Genomic DNA, 20,542 nt, shown 5'->3' with positions numbered 1-20,542 from the left:
CGGTTGGGCCGGGGGCCACCCCCTTGTCGTCGCATCCTCCTCACACCGCCGCGATACGCCGCAGCGTGTCCGCGATGGTGTCGGACGAGGGCAGCCACAGCCGTTCCAGCGAGGGCGCGTAGGGCGCGGGCATCGGGGGCGGCGCCACCCGGGTGACGGGCGCGTCCAGGTGCCAGAACCCCTCGTCGACGGCGAGCGCCGCGAGTTCGGCGCCGACGCCGAAGTCCCGTACCGCCTCGTGCGCGATGACCAGCCGGTTGGTCTTGGCGAGGGAGGCGAGCACCGTCTCCCGGTCCAGCGGGGCGATCGTGCGCAGGTCGATCACCTCCACGCTCACGCCCTCGGCGGCGAGCGACCGCGCGGCGGCCAGGGCGTCCTGGACCATCCGCGACCAGGAGACGAGCGTGATGTCGGTGCCTTCGCGGACCACCTTCGCCCGGCCCAGCGGGACCAGGTGGCCGACCGGTGGCTTCGGGCCCTTGAGGCCGTACTGGAGCCGGTTCTCGACGAAGACGACCGGGTTGGGGTCCTGGATGGCGGCGCGCAGCAGGCCGTAGGTGTCGGCCGGGTTGGACGGCATCACCACCGTCAGCCCCGGGATGTGGGCCAGCAGCGCTTCCAGGCTCTGCGAGTGCTGGCTGCCGGAGGAGCGCCCGGCGCCGAACTGGGTGCGCACCACCAGGGGCATGGCGGCCCGGCCGCCGGTCATGAAGCGCAGCTTGGCGGCCTGGTTGAGCAGCATGTCGAGGCAGACGCCGATGAAGTCCATGTACATGATCTCGACGACCGGTTTCATGCCGGCCATGGCCGCCCCCACCGCCGTGCCGAGGATGGCGCTCTCGCTGATCGGCGTGTCCCGGACCCGGCCCGGGAACGCGTCGGCCAGGCCGCGGGTCAGCCCGAAGACGTTCCCGCCCGCGCCGACGTCGATTCCGGCGACGAACACAGCGGGGTCGGCCGCGAGTTCGTGCTCCAGGGCGAGCCGTACGGCGTCCATCGAGCGAAAGATCTCGCCGGTGGCCGGGGCGGGCTCGGGCCGGGCGGGACGCGGGGCCGAGACGAAGTCGTACAGGGTCTCGGGGGCCGGCTCGGGCAGGCCCCTGGCCCACTCGACCGCCGCCTCGATCTCCTCGTCGATCTCCTCGTCGACCGCGTCGGCCGCCGCGGCCGGCACGCCCGCCGCCGCCAGGTGCCGGCGGGCCACCAGCAGCGGGTCGCGTTCCTTGGCGGCGGCGACCTCCTGCGCACTGCGGTAGCGCTCGGGGTCGCCCTCGTAGTGGCCGTGCCAGCGGTAGGTCTCGGCCTCCACCAGGACCGGACCGCCGCCGCCCCGCAGCCGCTCCACCACGTCGGTCATCATCCCGGCCACCGCGAGGACGTCGTTGCCGTCGACGTGCGCGTACCCGATGCCGTACCCCGCGGCCCGGGCGGAGAGCGGGGCCCGGTGCTGCTCGGCGGCGGGCGAGAACTCGGAGTAGTGGTTGTTCTCGCAGAGGAAGACGACCGGCAGGTCCCACACGGCGGCCAGGTTGACCGCCTCGTGGAACATGCCCTGCGCGACCGCGCCGTCCCCGAAGAACGCCACCACCACGTCACCCGCGGCACGCAGTTTGGCCGCGGTCGCCACGCCCGTGGCGATCGGGAGTCCGGCGCCGACGATCCCGTTGGCGCCGTAGATGCCGAGGCCGGGGTCCGCGATGTGCATCGAGCCGCCGCGGCCGTGACACGTACCCGCCTCCTTGCCCATCAGCTCGGCCATCATGGACGCCGAGTCCAGCCCCTTGGCCAGGACATGGCCGTGACCGCGGTGGGTGGAGGTGATCCCGTCGCGGGGGCCGAGCGGCCAGCAGGCGCCCACCGCGCTGGCCTCCTGACCGATCGACAGGTGCAGGAAGCCGGGGATCTCCGTCGCCCTGTACAGCTCGGACGCCCGCTCCTCGAAACGCCGGATACGGCGCATCCGGCGATACATCTCCAGGAGCTGGTCCGCGTGCGCGGATGCCGCTCCCCTCTGCTGGGGTGCCTCGGTCGTCGTCATGCGCGTCCTCGCAATGCTCGCCGGGGCGGCGCAAAGGCCGCACCGTCTGAGTCCTACTTTTAATGTACCGTCTGGTCTAGCAAACTTCTTCGAGCACAACAGAAACGATGTCCCCGGGCCCGCTTCCCCCCGGACGTGCCCCCGGGCGGTCCGGACGCGGGCCCGGGACGGGTCGTACCGACACGTCGGCACATCAGGCGGGGAGTGGAGCAATGCCCAGACCACCGGGCCACGGGCCGGGTTTCGAGGTCAGACGCCAGAAGATCATCGACACGGCCGCCGAGCTGTTCGCCCGCCAGGGCTACGCGGCGACCTCCGTCAACGACCTGGGCCGGGCGGTCGGGCTCGCCAAGGGGGCGCTGTACTACTACATCGACTCCAAGGAGAACCTGCTGATCGAGATCCAGTCCCGGGTGATGGCCCCGCTGCTCTCCCGGGCCGGGGAGATCGCGGCGCTCGACGCGGATCCGCTGGTGCGGCTGCGACTGCTGTCGGAGTCGCTGCTGACGATCATCTTCCGCAGGCTCGACCACATCTGGGTCTACGAGCACGACTACCGCAGCCTCACCGGCGACCACCTGACGACCCTGCTCGGCCGGCGCGCCGAGTTCGAGCGGCTGGTGCGGGGTCTGCTCACCAAGGCCATGGAGCGGGGCAGCTTCCGCGCGGTCGACCCGCACGTGGCCACCCTGCAGTTCCTCAACCTGCACAACCACACCTACCAGTGGGTGAAGCCGGACGGCCGCTGGGACGCCGCGTATCTGTCCCGCGCGTACTGCGACACCCTGCTGCGCGGGTTCGGCGCGCCCGCCGCCGCCCTGCCGGACGTGGAGGAGGCGGCGGCGGCGTTCAAGCGCGAGCGCCCCGATCTGCCCCTCGACCCGGAAGCCGAGTGGCGGTCCGCCTCGGTGGCGAGCTGACCGAAGGGGCTCGCGGCACCCGCCGCGGGCCCCTTCGCCGCTCACACCTGCTTCACCAGCGCCCTGGCGATGACATCGCGCTGGATCTCGTTCGTGCCCTCGCCGATCTCGAGGATCTTGGCGTCGGCGTAGAACCGCGAGATCTCCGACTCCCGCACATAGCCGTATCCGCCGTGGATCTGCACCGCCTGGGAGGCGGCCCGGTTGGCGACCTCGGAGGCGTACAGCTTCGCCATGGCGGCCTCCGTGCCGTACGGACGCCCCTGGTCGGCGAGCCAGGCGGCCCGGTAGACCATCCACCGGGCGGCCTCGAACTCCGTGCCGATGTCGGCGATCTTGTGGGCGACGGCCTGGAACGCCGACAGCGGACGGCCGAACTGGTGCCGTTCCGTGGCGTGTTTGACGGCGAGCGCGAGGGCCGCCTTGGCCAGCGACAGCCCCAGGGCGGCGACGCTGATGCGGCCCTTGTCCAGCACGGAGAGGAACTGGCGCAGCCCGCCCCCCTCCTCGCCGACGAGATGGCCGTCGGGGACGAAGCAGTCGGCGAAGACCAGTTCACGGGTGTCCATGGCGTGCCAGCCGAGCTTCCTCAGCTTGGCCCCGCACGTGTAACCGGGGGTACCGGTCGGCACGTAGAAGGTGGCGAAGCGTTTGCGCCCGTCCTCGTCACGGCCGGTGGTGGCCAGCAGGGTGACGCCCTGGCTGATGTCGGTGCCGGCGTTGGTGATGAACATCTTGGTGCCGTCGATCACCCAGCCGCCGTCCGCCCGGCGGGCGGTTGTGGTGATGCCGGCCGCGTCGGACCCGGCGCCCGGCTCGGTCAGGCCGAACGCGCCGAGTGCCTCGCCCCGGGCCAGCGGCGCCAGCCAGCGCCGCTTCTGCTCCTCGGTGCCGTAGGCCAGCAGCGGGAGGGTGGCGATGGTGGAGTGCGCGTTCCAGGAGGAGGCCACCGACTGGTCGGCGGCGCCGAGTTCCTCCATGACGGCGACGTAGGAGACCATGTCGGAACCCGCGCCCCCGTACTCCTCGGGGACGAGCATGCCCATCAGGCCGAGTTCGCCGAGCTTGGTGAAGACAGGGGTGGGGAACTCCTCGTTCTCCGACCACTGGGCCGCGTTCGGGGAGATCTCCTTGGCCGCGAACTCGCGGACCATGTCCTGGAGGTCCCGGGTCTCCTCCGGCAGGTCGAAATCCATGTCACAGTCCCTTCGGGGTCAGCAGAACCTTGAGGTGGCGGGCCCGGTCAGCGGCCAGGTCCGCGAAGACCCCGGCTCCTTCCGAGAGCGGGAAACGTCCGGTGATCAGTGCGGACGCGTCCAGGCGTCCGGTGCTCATCAGGTCGATCACCCGGGGGATGTCGAAGTTGTAGCCGAGCGTGCCGACCACCGACCGCTCGTAGAAGACGAGTTGGCCCATGTCGAACTCGACGCTGCCGTGGCCGACGCCGGCGAGCACCACCCGGCCGCCGCGCCGGACTGTGGTGACGGCCCGCGCCGCGAGCGCGGGGACACCGGTCGCGTCGATGACGACGTCCGGGCCGATCCGGCCGGTCTTCAGGAACACCTCGCGGCGTACGTCGCTCGCGCGCGGGTCGAAGGCCTCGGTGACGCCGAGGCCGAGGAGCGCCTCGCGGCGCGCGGCGAGGGGTTCGCTCACATAGAGTCCGGCCGCGCCGGCGATACGGGCGGCCAGGACGACCGCGACGCCGATCGGTCCGCCGCCGACGACGAGGACGTTGTCCCCCGGCCGGACGCCGGCCCGGGTGACGGCGTGCAGACCGACCGCGAGGGGTTCGGCGGCGGCCGCCATCTCGTCGCTCACGTTGTCGGGAAGCGGCGTGAGCCCCGCGATCGGCACGGTGACGCGGTCGGCGAAGGCGCCGGGCGAGGCCAGGCCCACCGAGCCGCTGCGGGGACAGATGTGGTACTCGCCGCGCGCGCACCAGAAGCAGACGCCGCACCGCCAGACGGGGTCGGCGGCGACCCGGTCGCCGACCTCGACCCCGGGCACCTCGGCGCCCAACGCCACCACGGTGCCGCTCAGTTCGTGCCCGAGGGCGAGCGGCGGACTGGCTCCGGTCAGCGGGTGCGGACCGGAGCGGATCATGTGCGGCCCTTCCAGGAACTCGTGCAGGTCGGTGCCGCACACCCCGCACCAGGCGACCTCGACCACGGCCTCGTGCGGTCCCGGCTCGGGCGGGTCGGGTACCTCCTCCAGCCGCAGGTCGCGCGCGCCGTGCCAGCGCAGTGCCTTCATCGTCTCCACCCCTTTCGTGTCGTACGGTCCCCTCGCGCGGTCAGCTGTCGTCCGCGGCGCCCCCGAAGCGCGCCTTGCCGGGGCCGTGTTCGAGGAACGACCGGATCCCGGTGGTGGCGTCGGCGGTGCCGAAGACCCCCGTGAACAGGGACCGTTCGAGCGCGAGCCCGGCGGACAGGCCGGAGTCGGCGCCGTGGTCCACGGCCTCCTTGATCGCCTCCAGGGCCGCGGCGGGCCCCTCGGCGAGCCGCCGGGCGTAGCGCAGAGCCGTGTCGTGCACCTCGGCGGCGGGCACGACCTCGTCCACCAGTCCGAGCCGCAGCGCCTCCCCGGCGCCCACCCGGCGGCCGGTCATCAGCAGGTTCTTGGCCCTCGACGGCCCGATCAGCCGGGTCAGCCGCTGGGTGCCGCCCGAGCCCGGCATGATCCCCAGCTGCACCTCGGGCTGACCGAGGACCGCGTCGTCGGCCGCCACCCGGTAGTCGGCGGCGAGTGCCAGTTCGAGGCCGCCGCCGAGCGCGTACCCGGTGATCGCCGCCACGACCGGCACCGGCAGCCGGGCGACCTCGTCGAAGGTCCGCTGCAACGCCCGGTTCCAGCCCCGCACTTCCTCGGGGTCCATGGCCGCCAGGGCCCCGACGTCCGCCCCGGCGGCGAACAGCCGCTCGCCTCCGTACAGCACGACGGCCCGCACCGCACGGCTGTCGGCCAGCTCGCGCACCCGGGCGGCCAGCTCGCCGCGCTGGGCGGTGTCGAAGGCGTTCATCGGCGGATGGTCGAGCCGGACCGTGACGACGGGTCCGTCGGTGTCGAGGCGGATACGGGGCACGGGGCCTCCTCCGTGGGGAAGCGACATCGCGCCCGCCTGGAAGGTTGTCGACCGGTGCGCTCCGTCGTAAAGTGCGGCAAGAGTTTTATAGACCAAGAGGTACACTAAATCTTGGGAGCGGGCAACCGACCGGTCGGGACAATCCCGGCCGCTGAGCCGGAGAGTCGCCGTGCACAATTTCTCGAGCATCCTCGATCACCACCTGGCCCAGCGGCCCGACGCCGTGGCCGTGACACAGGAGGACCGCCGCCTGACGGTGCGCACCCTCCATGACCGGGTCAACCGGCTGGCCGCCGGCCTGACGGAGCTGGGCGTCGGGCGCGGCGACGTCGTGGGCCTGCTGCTCCACAACCGGCCGGAGTTCCTGGAGCTGGTGTACGCCGTCAATCGCGTCGGAGCCGTCTTCCTGCCGCTGAACTACCGGCTGTCCGAGGACGAATGGGCGTACATCCTCGACCACTCCCGGGCGAAGGCGGTCGTCACCGAGCCGGAGTTCGAACGGGCCGCGGACCGGATCGCCGAAAGGCTGGCCGGCCTGGAGCGGCGGATCCTGGTGGACGGCGAGGCCCCCTCGGACCGGTGGACCGGTTACGAGGCGCTGCTGGAGCGGCACCGGGGCGCGCGGGTGGAGCCGGTGGACGTCGAGCCGCACGACCTCCAGCGTCTGATGTACACCTCCGGCACCACCTCGCGACCCAAGGGCGTGCGGATCACCTACGGGAACCTGCACGCCAAGAACGTGGCGCAGATCGTGCAGTTCGGCCTGACCGCGGCGGACACCACGCTGGTGGCGGGCCCGCTGTACCACGTAGGCGGCCTCGACATGCCCGCCCTCGCGGTGCTGTACGCGGGCGGCGGCGTGGTCCTCCAGCGCAGGTTCGACGCCGCGGGCGTCCTGCGGGCCATCCAGGAACACCGGGTCACCAACGCCTGGCTGGCGCCCGTCATGGTCAACGCGGTCCTGGAGGTCCCGGACCGGGAGTCGTACGACACCTCCTCGATGCGCTTCATCGTGGGCGGCGGCGAGAAGACCCCCGAGCCGGTGCTGCGGCGGATCATGAACGCCTTCCCCAACGCCTGGTTCGCCGACGCCTACGGACTGACCGAGACGGTCTCCGGCGACACCTTCCTCGACCGGGAGCACGCACTGTCCAAGCTGGGCTCGGTCGGCCGTCCCGTGCCGCACACCCGGGTCAGGATCGTCGACGACACGGACCAGGAGGTCCCGGCCGGCGAACTGGGCGAGATCACGCTGCGCGGCCCGAAGGTCTTCGCGGGCTACTGGCGCGACGAGAAGGCCACGGCCGCGGCGCTCAGGGACGGCTGGTTCCACACCGGGGACATCGGACACGTCGACGAGGACGGCTTCCTCTACATCGACGACCGCAAGAAGGACATGATCGTCTCCGGCGGGGAGAACATCGCCACGCCCGAGGTCGAACGGGTCCTCTACGAGCACCCGGCCGTTCTGGAGGCCGCGGTGGTCGGCCTGACCCACCCTCGCTGGGGCGAGGTCCCGCGGGCCTTCGTGGTGTTCCGGCCCGGGGCCGGCGCCGGGGCGGACGAGCTGCGGGAGTTCTGCCGGGAGCGCCTGGCCGGGTTCAAGGTGCCGGCCCGTTTCGACCTCGTCGGCGAACTGCCCCGCACCCCTTCGGGCAAGGTCCTCAAGCGGACCCTGCGCGACATCCCGGTGGAGGGCTGAACGATGGCCGACGTCAACACCGAACCGCGCCTGGACGGCAGGACCGCCTGGGTGACCGGCGCGGGCAAGGGTCTCGGCCGGGCGATCGCCGTCGCCCTGTCCGAGGCCGGGGCGGACGTGGCGGTGACCGCGCGCACGGCCGCCGATCTGGAGAGCCTGGAGGCCGAACTCGCCGGGCACGGCGGCAAGGTGCTGGTGCTGCCGGGCTCCGTGGCCGACCCGGACACGGTCCGCGCGGCGGTCGGGCGGATCACCGGTGCGACGGGGCGCCTGGACGTCCTCGTCAATTGCGCGGGGGTCAGTCCGCACTTCACCCGCAGCGAGTTCGTCACCGACGAGGACTGGCGGCGGGTGCTCGACGTCAACCTCCAGGGCACCTTCTCCTGCTGCCGCGAGGCCGGCAAGGTCATGCTGGAGCAGGGGTCCGGTTCGATCGTCAACGTGTCGTCGGTGCACGCGCGCACGGGCTTCGAGCGGATCGCCGCGTACGCCGCGAGCAAGGGCGGCGTCGAGGCCCTCACCAGGGCGCTCGCCGTGGAGTGGGCGGACCGCGGGGTGCGCGTCAACGCCCTGGCGCCCGGCTACTTCCGTACGGACCTCAGCTCGGGGCTGCTGGACAGCCGCTGGGGTGAGCGGATCGTGCGGGGCACTCCGCTCGGCCGGGTGGGCGACGCCGGGGAACTGGGCGGCGCGGCGGTGTTCCTCGCCTCGGACGCCTCCCGGTTCGTCACGGGGACGACCGTCACCGTGGACGGCGGCTGGACGGCGTGGTGACCGCTGTCCGGACGGCCGCTGGCTGACGCGGCCCGGACCGCAAGGAGCCGCCCCGGGCCCCGCCGGGGCGGTCGCGCGCTATCCGAGGACGTCCGAGATGTCCCGGCGGTACGACTGCGGCAGGCCGAAGAGTTCCTCGGAGACGGCCCGCACCGCGCCGACCACCAGCGGGGCGACGAGCTCCAGCGAGGAACGGCCGTCGCCGACCACCGAGATCGCCCCGACCGGTCCGGCCGGACCGCGCAGCGCGAGACCGACACAGCCGAGCTCCGGGAAGCACTCTCCCCGGTCGATGGCCAGTCCGCCCCGCCGGCGCACCAGGCCCAGCTCGCGGTGGAGTTGGCCGAGATGACCGATGCTGTGCTGGGTGCGCCGCTCGATCAGCTGCGCGTACCGCGTGTCGATCTCCTCCGGGCTCAGCCAGGCGAGCATGGCCTTGCCGAGGCCGGTGCAGTGGGCGATGGCGCGGCCGCCCACCTTCGACGGGATGTCCACCGCGGCGCGGCCCCCCACCTTGTCCAGGTAGTAGATCTCCGGCCCGTCGAGCACCGCGAGATGGACGACCATCCTGGTCCGCACGGCCAGGTCCAGCAGGTGGGGCGCCGCGGCGGCGCGCAGCGCGCTGTGCCCGATCTCCCGGCCGCCGAGGCCCAGCGCACGGCTGCCCAGCGTGTATCCGGCCACCGTGTGGCGCAGCCAGTCGAGGCGGACCAGCTGGTCGAGTATCCGATGCGTGGTCGAGCGGGGCAGATGGGTCCTGCGGGAGACGGATTCGAGCGTCAGATGGGTCTGGGGACGATCGAACAGGTCCATGATCAGCGTTACGCGCTCCATCATCGACGGAGGCGGCGCGGGCCCGTCGACCTCGGAGGATCGCGAGCTCAGACGAAGGGCAGACGTCATCGTCGGTGCCTCTCTGATCAAACTGAAATCAATTCTAGTTCGGCGCCGGCGTCAAGGTATCAATGCCCCGGTCCGCAGTGAAAGAGTCGTGCACCGATTTATTGGGACGATCGGTCCATTCATAGGCGAACGCAAAAACGTACCGCTCCCCGGCGGAGCTTTTCCGGGGAGCGGTACGTCAGGCGAGCGGTACGTCCGGCGAGGTACGTGCTGCCGCTGTCAGCCGTGGGTGAGATCGAGGGCGATGTCCACGATCATGTCCTCCTGCCCGCCGACGAGGCCGCGTCTGCCGACCTCCGCCAGAATGGTGCGGGCGTCGAGGCCGTACTGCCGCGCCGCGGCCTCGGCATGGCGCAGGAAGCTGGAGTAGGCACCGGCATAGCCCAGCGTGAGGGTCTCCCGGTCGACGCGCACCGGCCGGTCCTGGAGCGGACGGACCAGGTCCTCGGCGGCGTCCTGGAGGGCGAACAGATCGCAGTCGTGCTTCCAGCCGTACAGGTTCGCGACGGCGACGAACGGCTCGATCGGGCAGTTCCCGGCGCCCGCGCCCTGGCCCGCGAGCGAGGCGTCGACCCGGGTCGCCCCCTCCTCCACCGCCACCACGGAGTTCGCCACCGACAGGGAGAGGTTCTCGTGCGCGTGGATGCCGATCTGGGTGTCCGGGTCGAGCACGTCCCGGTAGGCGCGGATCCGGTCGCGCACCCCGTCCATGGTCAGCCTGCCGCCGGAGTCGGTGACGTACACGCAGTGCGCGCCGTAGGACTCCATCAGCCTGGCCTGGCCCGCCAGGGCCTGCGGGGACGTCATGTGGCTCATCATCAAAAATCCCGAGACGTCCATGCCGAGTTCGCGTGCGGTGCCGATGTGCTGGGCGGCCACGTCCGCCTCCGTGCAGTGGGTGGCGATGCGCACCGAGCGGACCCCGAGGGCGTAGGCCCGCCTCAGTTCGGCGACGGTGCCGATGCCGGGCAGGAGCAAAGTCGTGAGGACCGCGCGGTCGACGGCGTCCGCGGCCGCCTCGATCCACTCCCAGTCGGTGTTGCTGCCCGGCCCGTAGTTGAGGCTGCCGCCGGCGAGTCCGTCGCCGTGGGCGACCTCGATCGCGTCCACCCCCGCCCGGTCGAGGGCGGCGGAGATCCGGGCCACGAACTCGGGCGTGATCCGGTGCCGGACGGCGTGCATCCCGTCCCGGAGGGTGACGTCCTGCACGTAGAGCCTGCGGGGGGCGGTCACCGGGTCACCTCCGTGGCCGGTCGCCGGGCGATGCGCTCGGCGATGCGCTCGGCGACCCGCAGGGCGGCCGAGGTCATGATGTCGAGGTTGCCGGCGTAGGCGGGCAGGTAGTGGGCGGCGCCCTCCACCTCCAGGAACACGGAGACCTTCGTTCTCGCCGCGGTGCGGTCGCCGTCCGGCAGCAGGGTGTGCACCGGGTCACCGGCGGGCACCGGCGTGAACTGGACCTTCTGCTTGAGCCGGTAGCCCGGCACGTACGCGGCGACCTCGGCCACCATCTCCTCGACGGAGGTCCGGACCGCGTCGTGGTCCGCCTCGCCGATCAGGCAGTACACCGTGTCCCGCATGATCAGCGGCGGTTCCGCCGGGTTCAGGACGATGATCGCCTTGCCCCGGCGGGCACCGCCCACCCGCTCGATGGCGCCGGCCGTGGTCTCGGTGAACTCGTCGATGTTGGCCCGGGTACCGGGTCCGGCCGACCTGGAGGCGATCGAGGCGACGATCTCGGCGTAGGGCACCGGTGTGACCCGGCTGACCGCGTGGACGATCGGAATGGTCGCCTGGCCGCCGCAGGTGACCATGTTGACGTTGTCGACGGCGCTGCCGGACCTCGCGGCGCTCTCCAGGTGCTCGTCGAGGTTCACCGTGGGCACCACGAAGGGGCCGATCGCGGCTGGGGTGAGGTCGACCAGCCGCTTGCCGTACGGGGCGAGCTTCCCGGCGTTCTCGGCATGGGCCTTCGCCGACGTGGCGTCGAAGACGATCTCGATGTCCTCGAAGCCGGCCATGCGGATCAGGCCGTCCACGCCCTCGTGCGTGACGGGGACCTTCAGACGCGCGGCGCGCGCCAGGCCGTCCGAGTCCGGGTCGATGCCGGCCATCGCGGCCATCTCCAGGGTGTCGGACAGGCGCAGCACCTTGATCATCAGGTCGGTGCCGATGTTGCCGGAGCCGACAACGGCCACCTTGGTCTTCGTCATCCGTGTTCCTCGAGTTCCTCGCGCTTTTCGGGGGGCCCGGGTGCCTCGGGTGGCTCAGGTCGCTCAGGTGCCGCGGATGCCTCGGGAGCCTCGAAAGGCCCGGGATCCTCCGGCGCGAAGGCCGCCGTCACCGAGCCCAGGCCCGACAGCTCGGCCCGTACGGTGACGCCGGGCGGGGTGGGGACGAGCGGGCCCAGGGCGCCCGAGAGGACGACCTGTCCGGCGCGCAGCGGGTCGCCGAACTCCCTGGCCGTGCGCGCCAGCCACAGCAGCGCGGCGAGCGGATCGCCCAGGCAGGCCGCGCCGTCGCCCTCGGAGACGAGCTCGCCGTCGGCGTACAGCCGCATGGTCACGTCCCGGGGCGTGAACTCCCCGAGACCGACCCGCCGGCGGCCGAGCACGAACAGGCCGCTGGACGCGTTGTCGGCGATCGTGTCGGTGATCGCGATGTCCCAGTCGGCCACCCGGCTGTCCACGATCTCCAGCGCGGCCACGGCGTGTCCGACCGCCGACCGGACGCGCTCGGCGTCGAGGTCGTCGTCGTCCAGGTCGGCGGCGAGCACGAACGCGATCTCCGCCTCGGCCCTGGGCTGGAGCAGCCTGTGGCCGGGGACGGCGGGCAGGGCGGAGACGTCCATGTCGTCCAGGAGGACGCCGAAGTCGGGCCGGTCCACCCCTACCTGGCGCTGCACCGACGCGGACGTCAGCCCGATCTTGCGGCCGACGACCCGTGCCCCGGCGGCGATCCGGTCGTCGGCGACGCGCCGCTGGACGGCGTACGCGAGGCCGATGTCGGTCGCGCCGAGCAACTCGCGCACCGGTGCGCAGGGCCGGCGGTCATCGGCCGCGCGGGTGAGGCGTGCGGCCGCCTCGGCCACCGCTCTCTCACGGTGCGCGACGGCCGTCGGTTCCCGGACGTCTGTCATTGCCCTCCTCAAGTCGTGCCGGCCTTCAGCCTGGGCCGCGGTGCCGGACGCGGGCCGGGGGTGTTCCGCTCACCGGGACTCGCGGGGCGGGCGCGGGGCGGGTCTCGGTCAGCGAGATGCCGCGACGGCGGGCCCACGCCGCCTCGTTACCTTCGCCGTGGCCACCCCGGGAGTGCGCCCTGCCCGGCTCCGTGAACCGCGGCACGCGCCGGGGCCCCACCCCCCACCAAGAACGTCGGCACTCATGAGGAGGTTCGGATGAGCATCAACGAGGATGCCTACGACGTGATCGTCGTGGGGTCGGGCGGAGGTCTGGTCGGGGCGTACGTGGCGGCCTCGCGCGGCCTGCGCACGCTCGTCGTCGAGAAGACCGACCGGGTCGGCGGCACCGTGGCCTACTCCGGCGCGGGTCTGTGGTTCCCGGGGTCCGCCCCGCTGAGCCGGGCCGGGCTGGGGGACGACGTCGAGGAGGCACGGGCGTATCTGCGCAGTGTCGTCGACGACCCGGCCCGCGAGCCGCTCCAGGACGCGTATCTGGCGGCCGGGGTCCGGCTGATCGACGAGCTCGAGCAGAACCCCTGGTTCCGGTCCTTCGTCCACGGCCCGGTGCCGGACTACTACGCGGCGGGTCCGGGGGCGTCACCCACGGGACACACCGTCTTCCCGCCGCCGCTCGAGGCCGCCGAGCTCCGCGAGCGCAGGGCGCTGGTCCGTGACTCGCTTCCCACCGAGCGGTTCGGCTTCGACGAGGGACCGGTCCTGGTCGGCGGCCGGGCGCTGATCGGCCGGGCGCTGTCGGCGTTCCTGGAGACGGGCAACGGCGAACTGCGCCTGAACACCGCGCTGGAGAGCCTGGTCGTCGAGGACGGCAGGGTCACCGGTGTGGAGGTCGTCAGCGACGGTCAACGGGTCCGGATCCGGGCCGGGCGGGGTGTGCTGCTGGCGGCCGGCGGCTTCGAGCGCGACCGTGAGCTCCGCGAGAAGCACCAGTGGCCGCTCACCGGGGAGTGGTCCGAGGGCGCCCCGGCCAACACCGGTGACGCCCTGCGGGCGGGCATCGCGGTGGGTGCGGACACCGACCTGCTGGACGAGGCCTGGTTCGTGCCGGGGCTCATCCATCCGGACGGCCTGCCGGTCTTCCACACCGGTACCCGGGGCGGGATCTGGGTCAACGGCGCGGGCGAACGCTTCGTCAACGAGACGCGGCCGTACGACCAGGCCGGGCACGAGATCGTCCGGCTGCACGCCGGCACCGGCGTGCGTCACATCCCGGCCCACTGGGTGTTCGACCAGCGACAGCTGGACCGGGACAGCATCGGGGGCCCGCCGGACGAGCCGCCGGGCCCGCAGTGGCTGGCGTCGGGCGCGCTGAAGAAGGCCGACACGCTCGAGGAACTGGCGCGCCTGATCGACGTCCCGTCCGAGGCGCTGACGCGGACGGTCGAGGAGTTCAACGGCTACGCGCGGACCGGGGTGGACGAGAGGTTCCACCGCGGTGAGACCCCGTGGGACCGGATGTTCCAGCACATCGTCCCGCTGCCGGCGGACCCCCGGCAGAACTTCGCGGCGAAGCCGGCGCCGGAGTGGCCGAACCCGCTGCTCCTGCCCATCGACGCACCGCCGTTCTACGCGGCGACCATCGTGCCGTCCGACATCGGCACGAAGGGCGGTCTGAGGATCGACACCCGTGCTCGGGTGCTGCGGCCCGACGGCCGGCCGATCGAGGGCCTGTACGCGACCGGGAACACCGCGGCCGCGATGTCGGGGCGCGTGTACCCGGGTGCGGGCACCCCGATCGGTTCGAGCCTCGCGTTCGGCTATCTCGCGGTGCTGGACATGGCCGGGGCGACGCGCTGACGGTACGGCGGCGCCCGGGACACGGTGGGTGTGCCGGGCGCCCCGCGGTGTGCCGCGCCGTTCGCCGTGCCGGGCTCTATGCCGCGGCGATCAGCCGCGCGGCGAGCCGCAGGTCCGTCTCCCCCTGCTCGGGGGAGATCTCCTCGGTCAGCACGGCCACGAAGAGCCCCCACCAGCTGTAGACGAGCAGCCGTACCCTGCCGCGCTCGGTCTCGGCGTCGGCGCGGCCGCCGAGCAGGCGCAGGAGCCGCTGTCCGAGCGCCCTGTCGACGATGTCGATCCGGGTCGGGACGACGCTCGCGTACTCCGTGAACGACGACAGCGCCACCGCCGAGGCCAGCAGACGGCTGCCCAGCAGCTTCCCGGTCAGCGCGACGAGCGTCTCCGCCACCTCCGTCGCGGGGTCGGCCGGTCCGTCGGCCGGTCCGTCGGCCGGCGGACCTCCGTCGCGGCCTCCGAGGAACTGTTCGATGTGCCATTCGAGGACCGCGAGGAACAGACAGGGCTTGGACGGGAAATAGCGGTACAGCGTGGCGATCGCGACGCCGGACTCCCTGGCCACGTCGTGCATCTGCACGCGGGAGAGTCCCTCGCGCGCTCCGAGTGCGGAGGCGGCGCTCAGGATGCGGACCCGCCGGGCGGCCTGGCGGCTCGACACCGGGTCGGCGGGCCGCCGGGCCCGTGCGGGTCTCGGCACGTCGTCGTCCCCCCTGTCGTCGGCTGCTGCCGCCGTCGGCACTCAGCCGGCCTCCGGGCGGGTCAGGAAGGCCAGTACCGCGCTCTCCCAGGCCGCCTTCTGCTCGATCATCGCCCAGTGCCCGCAGTCCGGCAGCACGTGCAGTTCGGCCTTGGGGATGGTGCGCAGCGGCAGCAGCGCGTTCTCCAGCGGTGTCACCCGGTCGTCCCGGCCCCAGGTCAGCAGGGTGGGCGCGGTGACCTTGTGGAGTGCGGCCCAGACGGGCTGGTCCGACTGGGCCTGGGCGGCCAGGACGGCGGCCATGGCCTGCCTGCCGTAGATCCGGCGGGACGCCTCCAGCGTCGCCGGTTCGGTGGCGCTCGCCCACCGTTGCCCGACGAGCTCCTCGGTGAGCAGGGCCGGGTCGTGGACCATGGCCCGCAGCCACTGGACGAGGTTCTCCCGGGTGGGGTTCTCGGCGAACTCCACCAGCAGGTTGAGCCCTTCGCTGGGCGCCGGCGAGAGGATGTTGCGGCCCACTCCGCCGATGGTGACGATCCTGCGGAACAGGTCCTTGTGGGCGACGGCGAGACCCACGGCGACGAACCCGCCCATGGAGTTCCCGATGACGTCGACACGGTCGAGACCGAGGCCGTCGAGGAAGCGCAGGACAGCCTTCGGACCGGCCGCCATCGGGTTCTCGGCGGTCGGGTCGCTCACCCCGAAGCCCGGGAACTCCAGCGCGAGGCAGCGGAAGTGGCGGGCGAGGACGGGAAGGTTGGCCCGGTAGTTGCGCCAGCCGGTGACTCCCGGCCCCGACCCGTGCAGCAGGAGCAGCGGCGGCCCGTCGCCCGCCTCGTGATAGCGCAGGGTGCCGTCGTCGGTGTGCAGTTCGCGCAGGGTGTCCTCGTGGCTGAGTGTCATGGCCGTCACCGTCGCACCCGGGGGAAGCCGGGCGCCGGGCGGCTCCCGATCAGTGGGACGCCCCCGGCCGCGGGCGTCCCGGGCCCTCTAGCGTCGCGGACATACCGATACCGGGAGCCCGTCGGGCCGGCCCGGACCCGACCGACTGTGAGGGGAGGGCCTGATGGGTGTGCGCTCACTCGGGTACCTGCGTCTGGAGTCCGAAGACCTCGGCAAGTGGAAGACCTTCGGGGCCGACTTCCTCGGCCTGATGCCCGTCGAGGGCGGCGACGCCGAGTCGCTGTCCTTCAGGATGGACGACCGCCCGGCCCGGATCGTGGTCTCCGCGGGGGCCCGGAGCGCCATGACGGCGCTGGGCTTCGAGGTCCTCGACGAGCGGGAGCTGGCGCGCCTGGCCGCGGACGTCGAGAAGGCCGGGATCAAGGTGACGGCCGGGACCGAGGCCGAGGCGGCGGAGCGGAGGGTCACGGGCTTCGTCAGGTTCGACGATCCGGGCGGCAACCCGGTCGAGCTGTTCTACGGCGCCGTTCTCGACCATGTGCCCGTGCACACCCCGCTGGTCTCGAGGTTCGTCACCGGCGACATGGGCTTCGGGCACGCGATCGTCTCCGCCGAGGACGCCCGGACCACGTTCGACTTCTATGTCGGTGTCCTCGGCTTCATCGAGCGCAACACGATGCGCTCACCGGCCGGCACGACGTGGTTCATGGGGTGCAACGCCCGCCACCACACGCTCGGTGTCACCCCGATGCCGGGCCCCGGGCGGCTGCTGCACTTCATGGTGGAGGGCGCGAGCCTGGACGACGTCGGGCGCGCCCTCGACCGGGCCGCCCGGTACGAGGTGCCGATGATGCACTCGCTCGGCAAGCACACCAACGACCACATGGTGTCGTTCTACGTGTGGTCGCCGGAGAACTACGCCGTCGAGTTCGGCTGGAACGGCCTGCAGGTGCCGGAGCCGGTCCCCGTGTACGAGATCACGGACGGCGCGTTCTGGGGCCATCACTTCACCCCGCCGCCGCGGCCGGCCGGCTGAGCGGGCGGACCCGGCTGAGCCCCACGGCCCGTGACGGCCGTGGGGCTCTGTCGTGTCACTCGACGGTGATCGCCCGTTCCGGGCAGGCCGACTCGCCGTCCCGGGCGGCCCGCAGGAGGTCCTCGGGCACCTCCGCGTCGAGGGGCAGCGCGTAGCCGTCGTCGTCCAGGCGGAACAGTCCGGGCGCCGCCGCCCAGCAGCGGGCGTGCCCGGAGCACGACGACGTGTCGACGGTGATCTTCATACGACCCACCTCGTTCTACGGCTTGTTGGTCGACCCCGCGTCGACGGTGAACTGGAGGCCGGTGACGTACCGCGCCTCGTCGGAGGCGAGGAACAGCACGGCGTTGGAGACGTCCCGCGGTTCGACGTACGGGGCCAGCGGGTTCATCGCGGCGAGGGCGAACAGCGGTTCCCGTGCGGCCAGTTCCTCCACGGGCACGCCGACGGTGATGCCCGTGTCGCTGACGCCGGTGGGGTGGACGGTGTTCACCCGGACGCGGTGCGGCGCGAGTTCGTTGGACAGGGCCTTCATCAGGCCGACCACGCCGTGCTTGGCGGCGACGTAGTGGGCGTACGGCACATGTCCGCGGATGCCGGCGGCGGAGCTGATCAGGACGATCGAGCCGCCCTCCCCGGCCTCGATCATCCAGGGGATGGCGGCCCGCGCCGTGTTCCACGCGCCCTTGAGGTTGACGTCGACGACGACGTCCCAGACCTCCTCGGACAGCTCCCAGGCGGAGCCCGAACTCATGACACCGGCGTTGGCGACGACCACGTCGAGCCGCCCGAACTCCGCCCGCGCCGCGTCGACGGCCGCCCGCACCTCGGCGATCGAGCGGACGTCGGCCCGCACGGCGACGCACCGTCGGCCGGTCGCCCTGACCAGCCTCGCCGTCTCCTGAAGCTGGTCCTTCGACGCGAGCGGGTACGGCAGTTCGTCGCTGATGTCGTGGCAGACGTCGGTGACGACGACGTCCGCGCCCTCCTCGGCCAGCCGCACGGCATGGGAGCGGCCCTGCCCCCGCGCCGCTCCGGTGATGAGCGCGACCTTGCCCTGTACACGCCCCATGGCGGCCTCAGTCCTTCTTCACGTGGTCGGTCAGGTCCGCGGCGGCCGCGCGCAGGGCGCGCAGCCGGGACCGCAGGAGTTCGCGCTCGGCCTCGTCGCACGCGTCGGGTCCGGCCAGCCGTACGTCCGTCTCGGCGATCTCCGCGAGGAGCCGGCCGTGCGCCTCCTCGCGGGTGAGCAGGTCCAGGTCGGTCCAGTCGGACCGCTCGGACTCCGGGCGCCGGCTCATGCGGGGAGGTTGTAGAGGCGGCGGGCGTTGAGCTCCACGATGTCGTGCACCTCGTCGTCCGGGACGTCGGCCAGTACCTGGGCCGCGTAGGCGCGGGACTTGGGCCAGTAGGAGTCGGAGTGCGGGTAGTCGCACTCCCAGGTGATCTTGTCGACGCCGACGTGGTGGCGTACCTCGACGCCGAACCGGTCATCGATGAAGCAGCCGTGGAAGTGCTTGTGGAAGAGCTCCGAGGGCCGCACGCTCTGGTTGACGTTCTGGTAGAAGCGGTGCCGCTCCCAGGTGCCGTCGCTGCGCTCCAGCAGATACGGGATCCAGCCGATCCCGCCCTCGGACAGGCCGATCTTCAGCTTGGGGTGCTTGTGCAGCACCGGGGAGAACAGCAGGTCGGCGGTGGCGAACATGGCGTTGCAGCCGAACAGCGCGATCGTCACGGCGAACGGGGCCTCCTCGGCCGTCCTCGGCGGCTTGCCCGAGGTGCCGAAGTGCAGGCACAGGGGCATGTCGGTCTCCTCGGCCGCCGAGAACACGGGGTCCCAGTGGTCGGTGTGGAAGGAGGGCAGCCCGCGCGGGGCCGGGTTCTCCGGGAAGGAGATCGCCTTCGCCCCCTTGGCCGCGGTCCGATGGATCTCCGCGACGCAGGCCCGCACGTCCCACATCGGCATGATGACCAGGGGGATGAGCCGCCCCGGCGCGGTGGCGCACCACTCGTCGAGGACGAAGTCGTTCCACGCCCGCACACACAGCAGCGCCAGTTCGCGGTCCTTGCCGTCCAGGAAGACATGGCCGGAGAACCCCGGGAACGACGGGAAGCACAGGGCGCCCCACACCCCGTCCAGATCCATGTCGCGGATCCTGGCCGCGGGGTCGTAGCAGCCCGGGATCATCTCGTCGTAGCGGGTCGGTTCGAGGCCGAACTCCTCCGGCTTCTTTCCCGCGACGGCGTTCAGGCCGATGTAGGGGTGGACCCGGTCCTCGTAGACCCACACCTCGGCGGGTGCCTGCCCGGCCCCCCGCGGCTGCTCCACGATGCGTGGACCCGCCTCCCGCAACCTCGCCGGCAGACGGTCCGACCACAGGCGTGGGGGCTCGATCAGATGGTCGTCGGTCGACAGCAACTTCATCCATGGCTGCAACGGCATCCTTGTGCTCCCTCGGTCTCGGGGACTCTCTAGCACTGGTGACATTGTGTGCACTGAACAAGTCCCGTTCAGCGGAAACGGACAGCGAAAACACGCGCATTTCCGAGACCATCAAGAGACGCCCGGCTCGCTCCGCCTCAATTCAGGCTACTCTTTTTTCGAGGGAAGGAGACCCCATGGGTCGAGTGCAGGACAAGGTCGTCTTCATCACCGGGGCCGCGCGCGGCCAGGGCCGGGCCCAGGCGGTCCGGCTCGCCGCGGAGGGAGCCGACATCATCGCCGTGGACCTCTGCGCGGACATCGCCACCAACGGCTATCCGCTGGCCACCGAGGAGGACCTGGACGAGACGGCGCGCGAGGTCGTCAGGCTCGGCCGGCGCGTCGTCGCCCGCAGGGCGGACGTGCGGGATCCGGCGGCGCTCAGGGCCGCCGTGGCCGACGGGGTGGCCGAGCTGGGGCGGCTCGACGCCGTGGTCGCCCAGGCCGGGATCTGCCCGCTGGGCCCCGGGCAGAGCGCGCAGGCCTTCCTCGACGCGGTCACCGTCGACTTCCACGGGGTGGTGCACGCCGTGGACGCGGCGCTGTCCCACCTGCCGGACGGCGCCTCGATCGTCGCGACCGGATCGATCGCCGCGCTGATCCCGGCGACCACCGACAATCCGGCCAACGGGCCCGGCGGGCTCGGCTATTCGTTCGCCAAACGCCAGGTGGCCGCGTTCGTGCACGACCTGGCGACGGTGCTGGCCTCGCGGCGGATCCGGGTCAACGCGGTGCATCCCACGAACGTCAACACCGACATGCTCAACAGCGACCTCATGTACCGGTCGTTCCGGCCCGACCTGGAGAACCCCGGCCGCGAGGACGCGCTGCCCTCCTTCCCCGCGACGACCGGCTTCGGCATCCCGTACGTCGAGCCGGAGGACATCGCCGACACCGTGCTCTTCCTGGTCTCCGAGGAGTCCCGCTACGTCACCGGCATGCAGCTGCGCGTCGACGCCGGCGGGTACGTCAAGCGGCGTCCGCAACTCCCCACGTTCTGATACCG

At 72.2% G+C, this 20,542-nt stretch carries 20 protein-coding genes; 6 read left to right on the top strand and 14 right to left on the bottom strand.

Annotated elements, in window-relative coordinates; all coding sequences use genetic code 11:
- Window positions 1-40: 40 nt before the first annotated feature.
- Window positions 41-2,038 carry an alpha-ketoacid dehydrogenase subunit alpha/beta gene (locus tag QQM72_RS13430; protein WP_314221082.1) on the bottom strand — a complete coding sequence of 666 codons (1,998 nt, stop codon included), beginning with the start codon at window positions 2,036-2,038 and terminating at the stop codon, window positions 41-43.
- A gap of 212 nt (window positions 2,039-2,250) precedes the next feature.
- Here QQM72_RS13430 and QQM72_RS13425 point away from each other — a divergent pair, with 212 nt between their 5' ends.
- Window positions 2,251-2,958 carry a TetR/AcrR family transcriptional regulator gene (locus tag QQM72_RS13425; RefSeq protein WP_314221081.1) on the top strand — a complete coding sequence of 236 codons (708 nt, stop codon included), beginning with the start codon at window positions 2,251-2,253 and terminating at the stop codon, window positions 2,956-2,958.
- Window positions 2,959-2,999: 41 nt separating this feature from the next.
- On the opposite strand, the gene QQM72_RS13420 is transcribed toward QQM72_RS13425, so the two are convergent.
- Genes QQM72_RS13420 through QQM72_RS13410 form a run of 3 tightly spaced genes read right to left on the bottom strand, consistent with a single transcriptional unit; the run spans window position 3,000 to window position 6,070 of the window.
- Entirely contained in the window at window positions 3,000-4,154 is a 1,155-nt protein-coding gene (locus QQM72_RS13420; protein ID WP_314221080.1) for an acyl-CoA dehydrogenase family protein, read from the bottom strand.
- A gap of 1 nt (window position 4,155) precedes the next feature.
- Entirely contained in the window at window positions 4,156-5,214 is a 1,059-nt protein-coding gene (locus QQM72_RS13415) for a 2,3-butanediol dehydrogenase (protein WP_314221079.1), read from the bottom strand.
- Window positions 5,215-5,254: 40 nt separating this feature from the next.
- Complete coding sequence (locus tag QQM72_RS13410) at window positions 5,255-6,070, bottom strand: enoyl-CoA hydratase/isomerase family protein (protein WP_314221078.1); 816 nt, start codon at window positions 6,068-6,070, stop codon at window positions 5,255-5,257.
- Between the two features lie 142 nt (window positions 6,071-6,212).
- On the opposite strand from QQM72_RS13410, the gene QQM72_RS13405 reads away from it, so the two are divergent.
- Together QQM72_RS13405 and QQM72_RS13400 are read left to right on the top strand one after the other, a co-directional pair.
- On the top strand, window positions 6,213-7,745 hold the full coding sequence (locus QQM72_RS13405; protein ID WP_314221077.1) for an acyl-CoA synthetase: 1,533 nt from the start codon (window positions 6,213-6,215) through the stop codon (window positions 7,743-7,745).
- Between the two features lie 3 nt (window positions 7,746-7,748).
- Window positions 7,749-8,519 (top strand): SDR family NAD(P)-dependent oxidoreductase, encoded by a 771-nt coding sequence (locus tag QQM72_RS13400; RefSeq protein ID WP_314221076.1) that lies wholly within the window; start codon window positions 7,749-7,751, stop codon window positions 8,517-8,519.
- A 78-nt stretch (window positions 8,520-8,597) separates the two neighbouring features.
- On the opposite strand, the gene QQM72_RS13395 is transcribed toward QQM72_RS13400, so the two are convergent.
- The 4 genes from QQM72_RS13395 to QQM72_RS13380 form a co-directional block, all read right to left on the bottom strand.
- Window positions 8,598-9,356 (bottom strand): IclR family transcriptional regulator, encoded by a 759-nt coding sequence (locus tag QQM72_RS13395; RefSeq protein WP_314221075.1) that lies wholly within the window; start codon window positions 9,354-9,356, stop codon window positions 8,598-8,600.
- Window positions 9,357-9,641: 285 nt separating this feature from the next.
- Entirely contained in the window at window positions 9,642-10,655 is a 1,014-nt protein-coding gene (dmpG, locus tag QQM72_RS13390; RefSeq protein WP_314221074.1) for a 4-hydroxy-2-oxovalerate aldolase, read from the bottom strand.
- Complete coding sequence (locus QQM72_RS13385) at window positions 10,652-11,635, bottom strand: acetaldehyde dehydrogenase (acetylating) (RefSeq protein WP_314221073.1); 984 nt, start codon at window positions 11,633-11,635, stop codon at window positions 10,652-10,654. Before QQM72_RS13385 ends, dmpG begins: the two co-directional genes overlap by 4 nt.
- Window positions 11,632-12,561, bottom strand: a complete 930-nt coding sequence (locus QQM72_RS13380; protein ID WP_314221072.1) for a 2-keto-4-pentenoate hydratase — start codon at window positions 12,559-12,561, stop codon at window positions 11,632-11,634. The genes QQM72_RS13385 and QQM72_RS13380 overlap by 4 nt, the downstream gene beginning before the upstream one ends.
- Window positions 12,562-12,819: 258 nt before the next feature.
- On the opposite strand from QQM72_RS13380, the gene QQM72_RS13375 reads away from it, so the two are divergent.
- Window positions 12,820-14,418, top strand: a complete 1,599-nt coding sequence (locus tag QQM72_RS13375; protein ID WP_314221071.1) for an FAD-binding protein — start codon at window positions 12,820-12,822, stop codon at window positions 14,416-14,418.
- A gap of 76 nt (window positions 14,419-14,494) precedes the next feature.
- Here the strand turns inward: QQM72_RS13375 and QQM72_RS13370 are convergent, their stop codons facing one another.
- Together QQM72_RS13370 and QQM72_RS13365 are read right to left on the bottom strand one after the other, a co-directional pair.
- Complete coding sequence (locus tag QQM72_RS13370) at window positions 14,495-15,115, bottom strand: TetR/AcrR family transcriptional regulator (protein ID WP_314221070.1); 621 nt, start codon at window positions 15,113-15,115, stop codon at window positions 14,495-14,497.
- A gap of 42 nt (window positions 15,116-15,157) precedes the next feature.
- Complete coding sequence (locus QQM72_RS13365; RefSeq protein WP_314221069.1) at window positions 15,158-16,018, bottom strand: alpha/beta fold hydrolase; 861 nt, start codon at window positions 16,016-16,018, stop codon at window positions 15,158-15,160.
- A gap of 163 nt (window positions 16,019-16,181) precedes the next feature.
- Between QQM72_RS13365 and QQM72_RS13360 the strand changes: the two genes are divergently transcribed.
- Window positions 16,182-17,054, top strand: a complete 873-nt coding sequence (locus tag QQM72_RS13360; protein WP_314221068.1) for a VOC family protein — start codon at window positions 16,182-16,184, stop codon at window positions 17,052-17,054.
- 55 nt (window positions 17,055-17,109) lie between these two features.
- On the opposite strand, the gene QQM72_RS13355 is transcribed toward QQM72_RS13360, so the two are convergent.
- The 4 genes from QQM72_RS13355 to QQM72_RS13340 are packed head-to-tail and all read right to left on the bottom strand — an operon-like array spanning window position 17,110 to window position 19,497.
- On the bottom strand, window positions 17,110-17,298 hold the full coding sequence (locus QQM72_RS13355; RefSeq protein ID WP_314221067.1) for a ferredoxin: 189 nt from the start codon (window positions 17,296-17,298) through the stop codon (window positions 17,110-17,112).
- 15 nt (window positions 17,299-17,313) lie between these two features.
- Window positions 17,314-18,126, bottom strand: coding sequence for a mycofactocin-coupled SDR family oxidoreductase (locus tag QQM72_RS13350; RefSeq protein WP_314221066.1), 813 nt, complete (start codon window positions 18,124-18,126; stop codon window positions 17,314-17,316).
- A gap of 7 nt (window positions 18,127-18,133) precedes the next feature.
- Window positions 18,134-18,355 (bottom strand): hypothetical protein, encoded by a 222-nt coding sequence (locus QQM72_RS13345; RefSeq protein WP_314221065.1) that lies wholly within the window; start codon window positions 18,353-18,355, stop codon window positions 18,134-18,136.
- The gene (locus tag QQM72_RS13340) at window positions 18,352-19,497 is read right to left on the bottom strand and encodes an amidohydrolase family protein (protein ID WP_314221064.1); all 1,146 of its coding nucleotides are present in this window, start codon (window positions 19,495-19,497) and stop codon (window positions 18,352-18,354) included. The genes QQM72_RS13345 and QQM72_RS13340 overlap by 4 nt, the downstream gene beginning before the upstream one ends.
- A gap of 176 nt (window positions 19,498-19,673) precedes the next feature.
- Here QQM72_RS13340 and QQM72_RS13335 point away from each other — a divergent pair, with 176 nt between their 5' ends.
- Window positions 19,674-20,537 carry a mycofactocin-coupled SDR family oxidoreductase gene (locus QQM72_RS13335; RefSeq protein WP_314221063.1) on the top strand — a complete coding sequence of 288 codons (864 nt, stop codon included), beginning with the start codon at window positions 19,674-19,676 and terminating at the stop codon, window positions 20,535-20,537.
- Window positions 20,538-20,542: the final 5 nt, after the last annotated feature.

It is taken from the genome of Streptomyces zaehneri, assembly GCF_032248645.1.
In the GTDB taxonomy this organism is placed as follows: Bacteria; Actinomycetota; Actinomycetes; order Streptomycetales; family Streptomycetaceae; genus Streptomyces; species Streptomyces coriariae.
The sequence above is the reverse complement of the archived record's forward strand: the minus strand, read 5'-3'. Positions and strand labels throughout refer to the sequence as shown.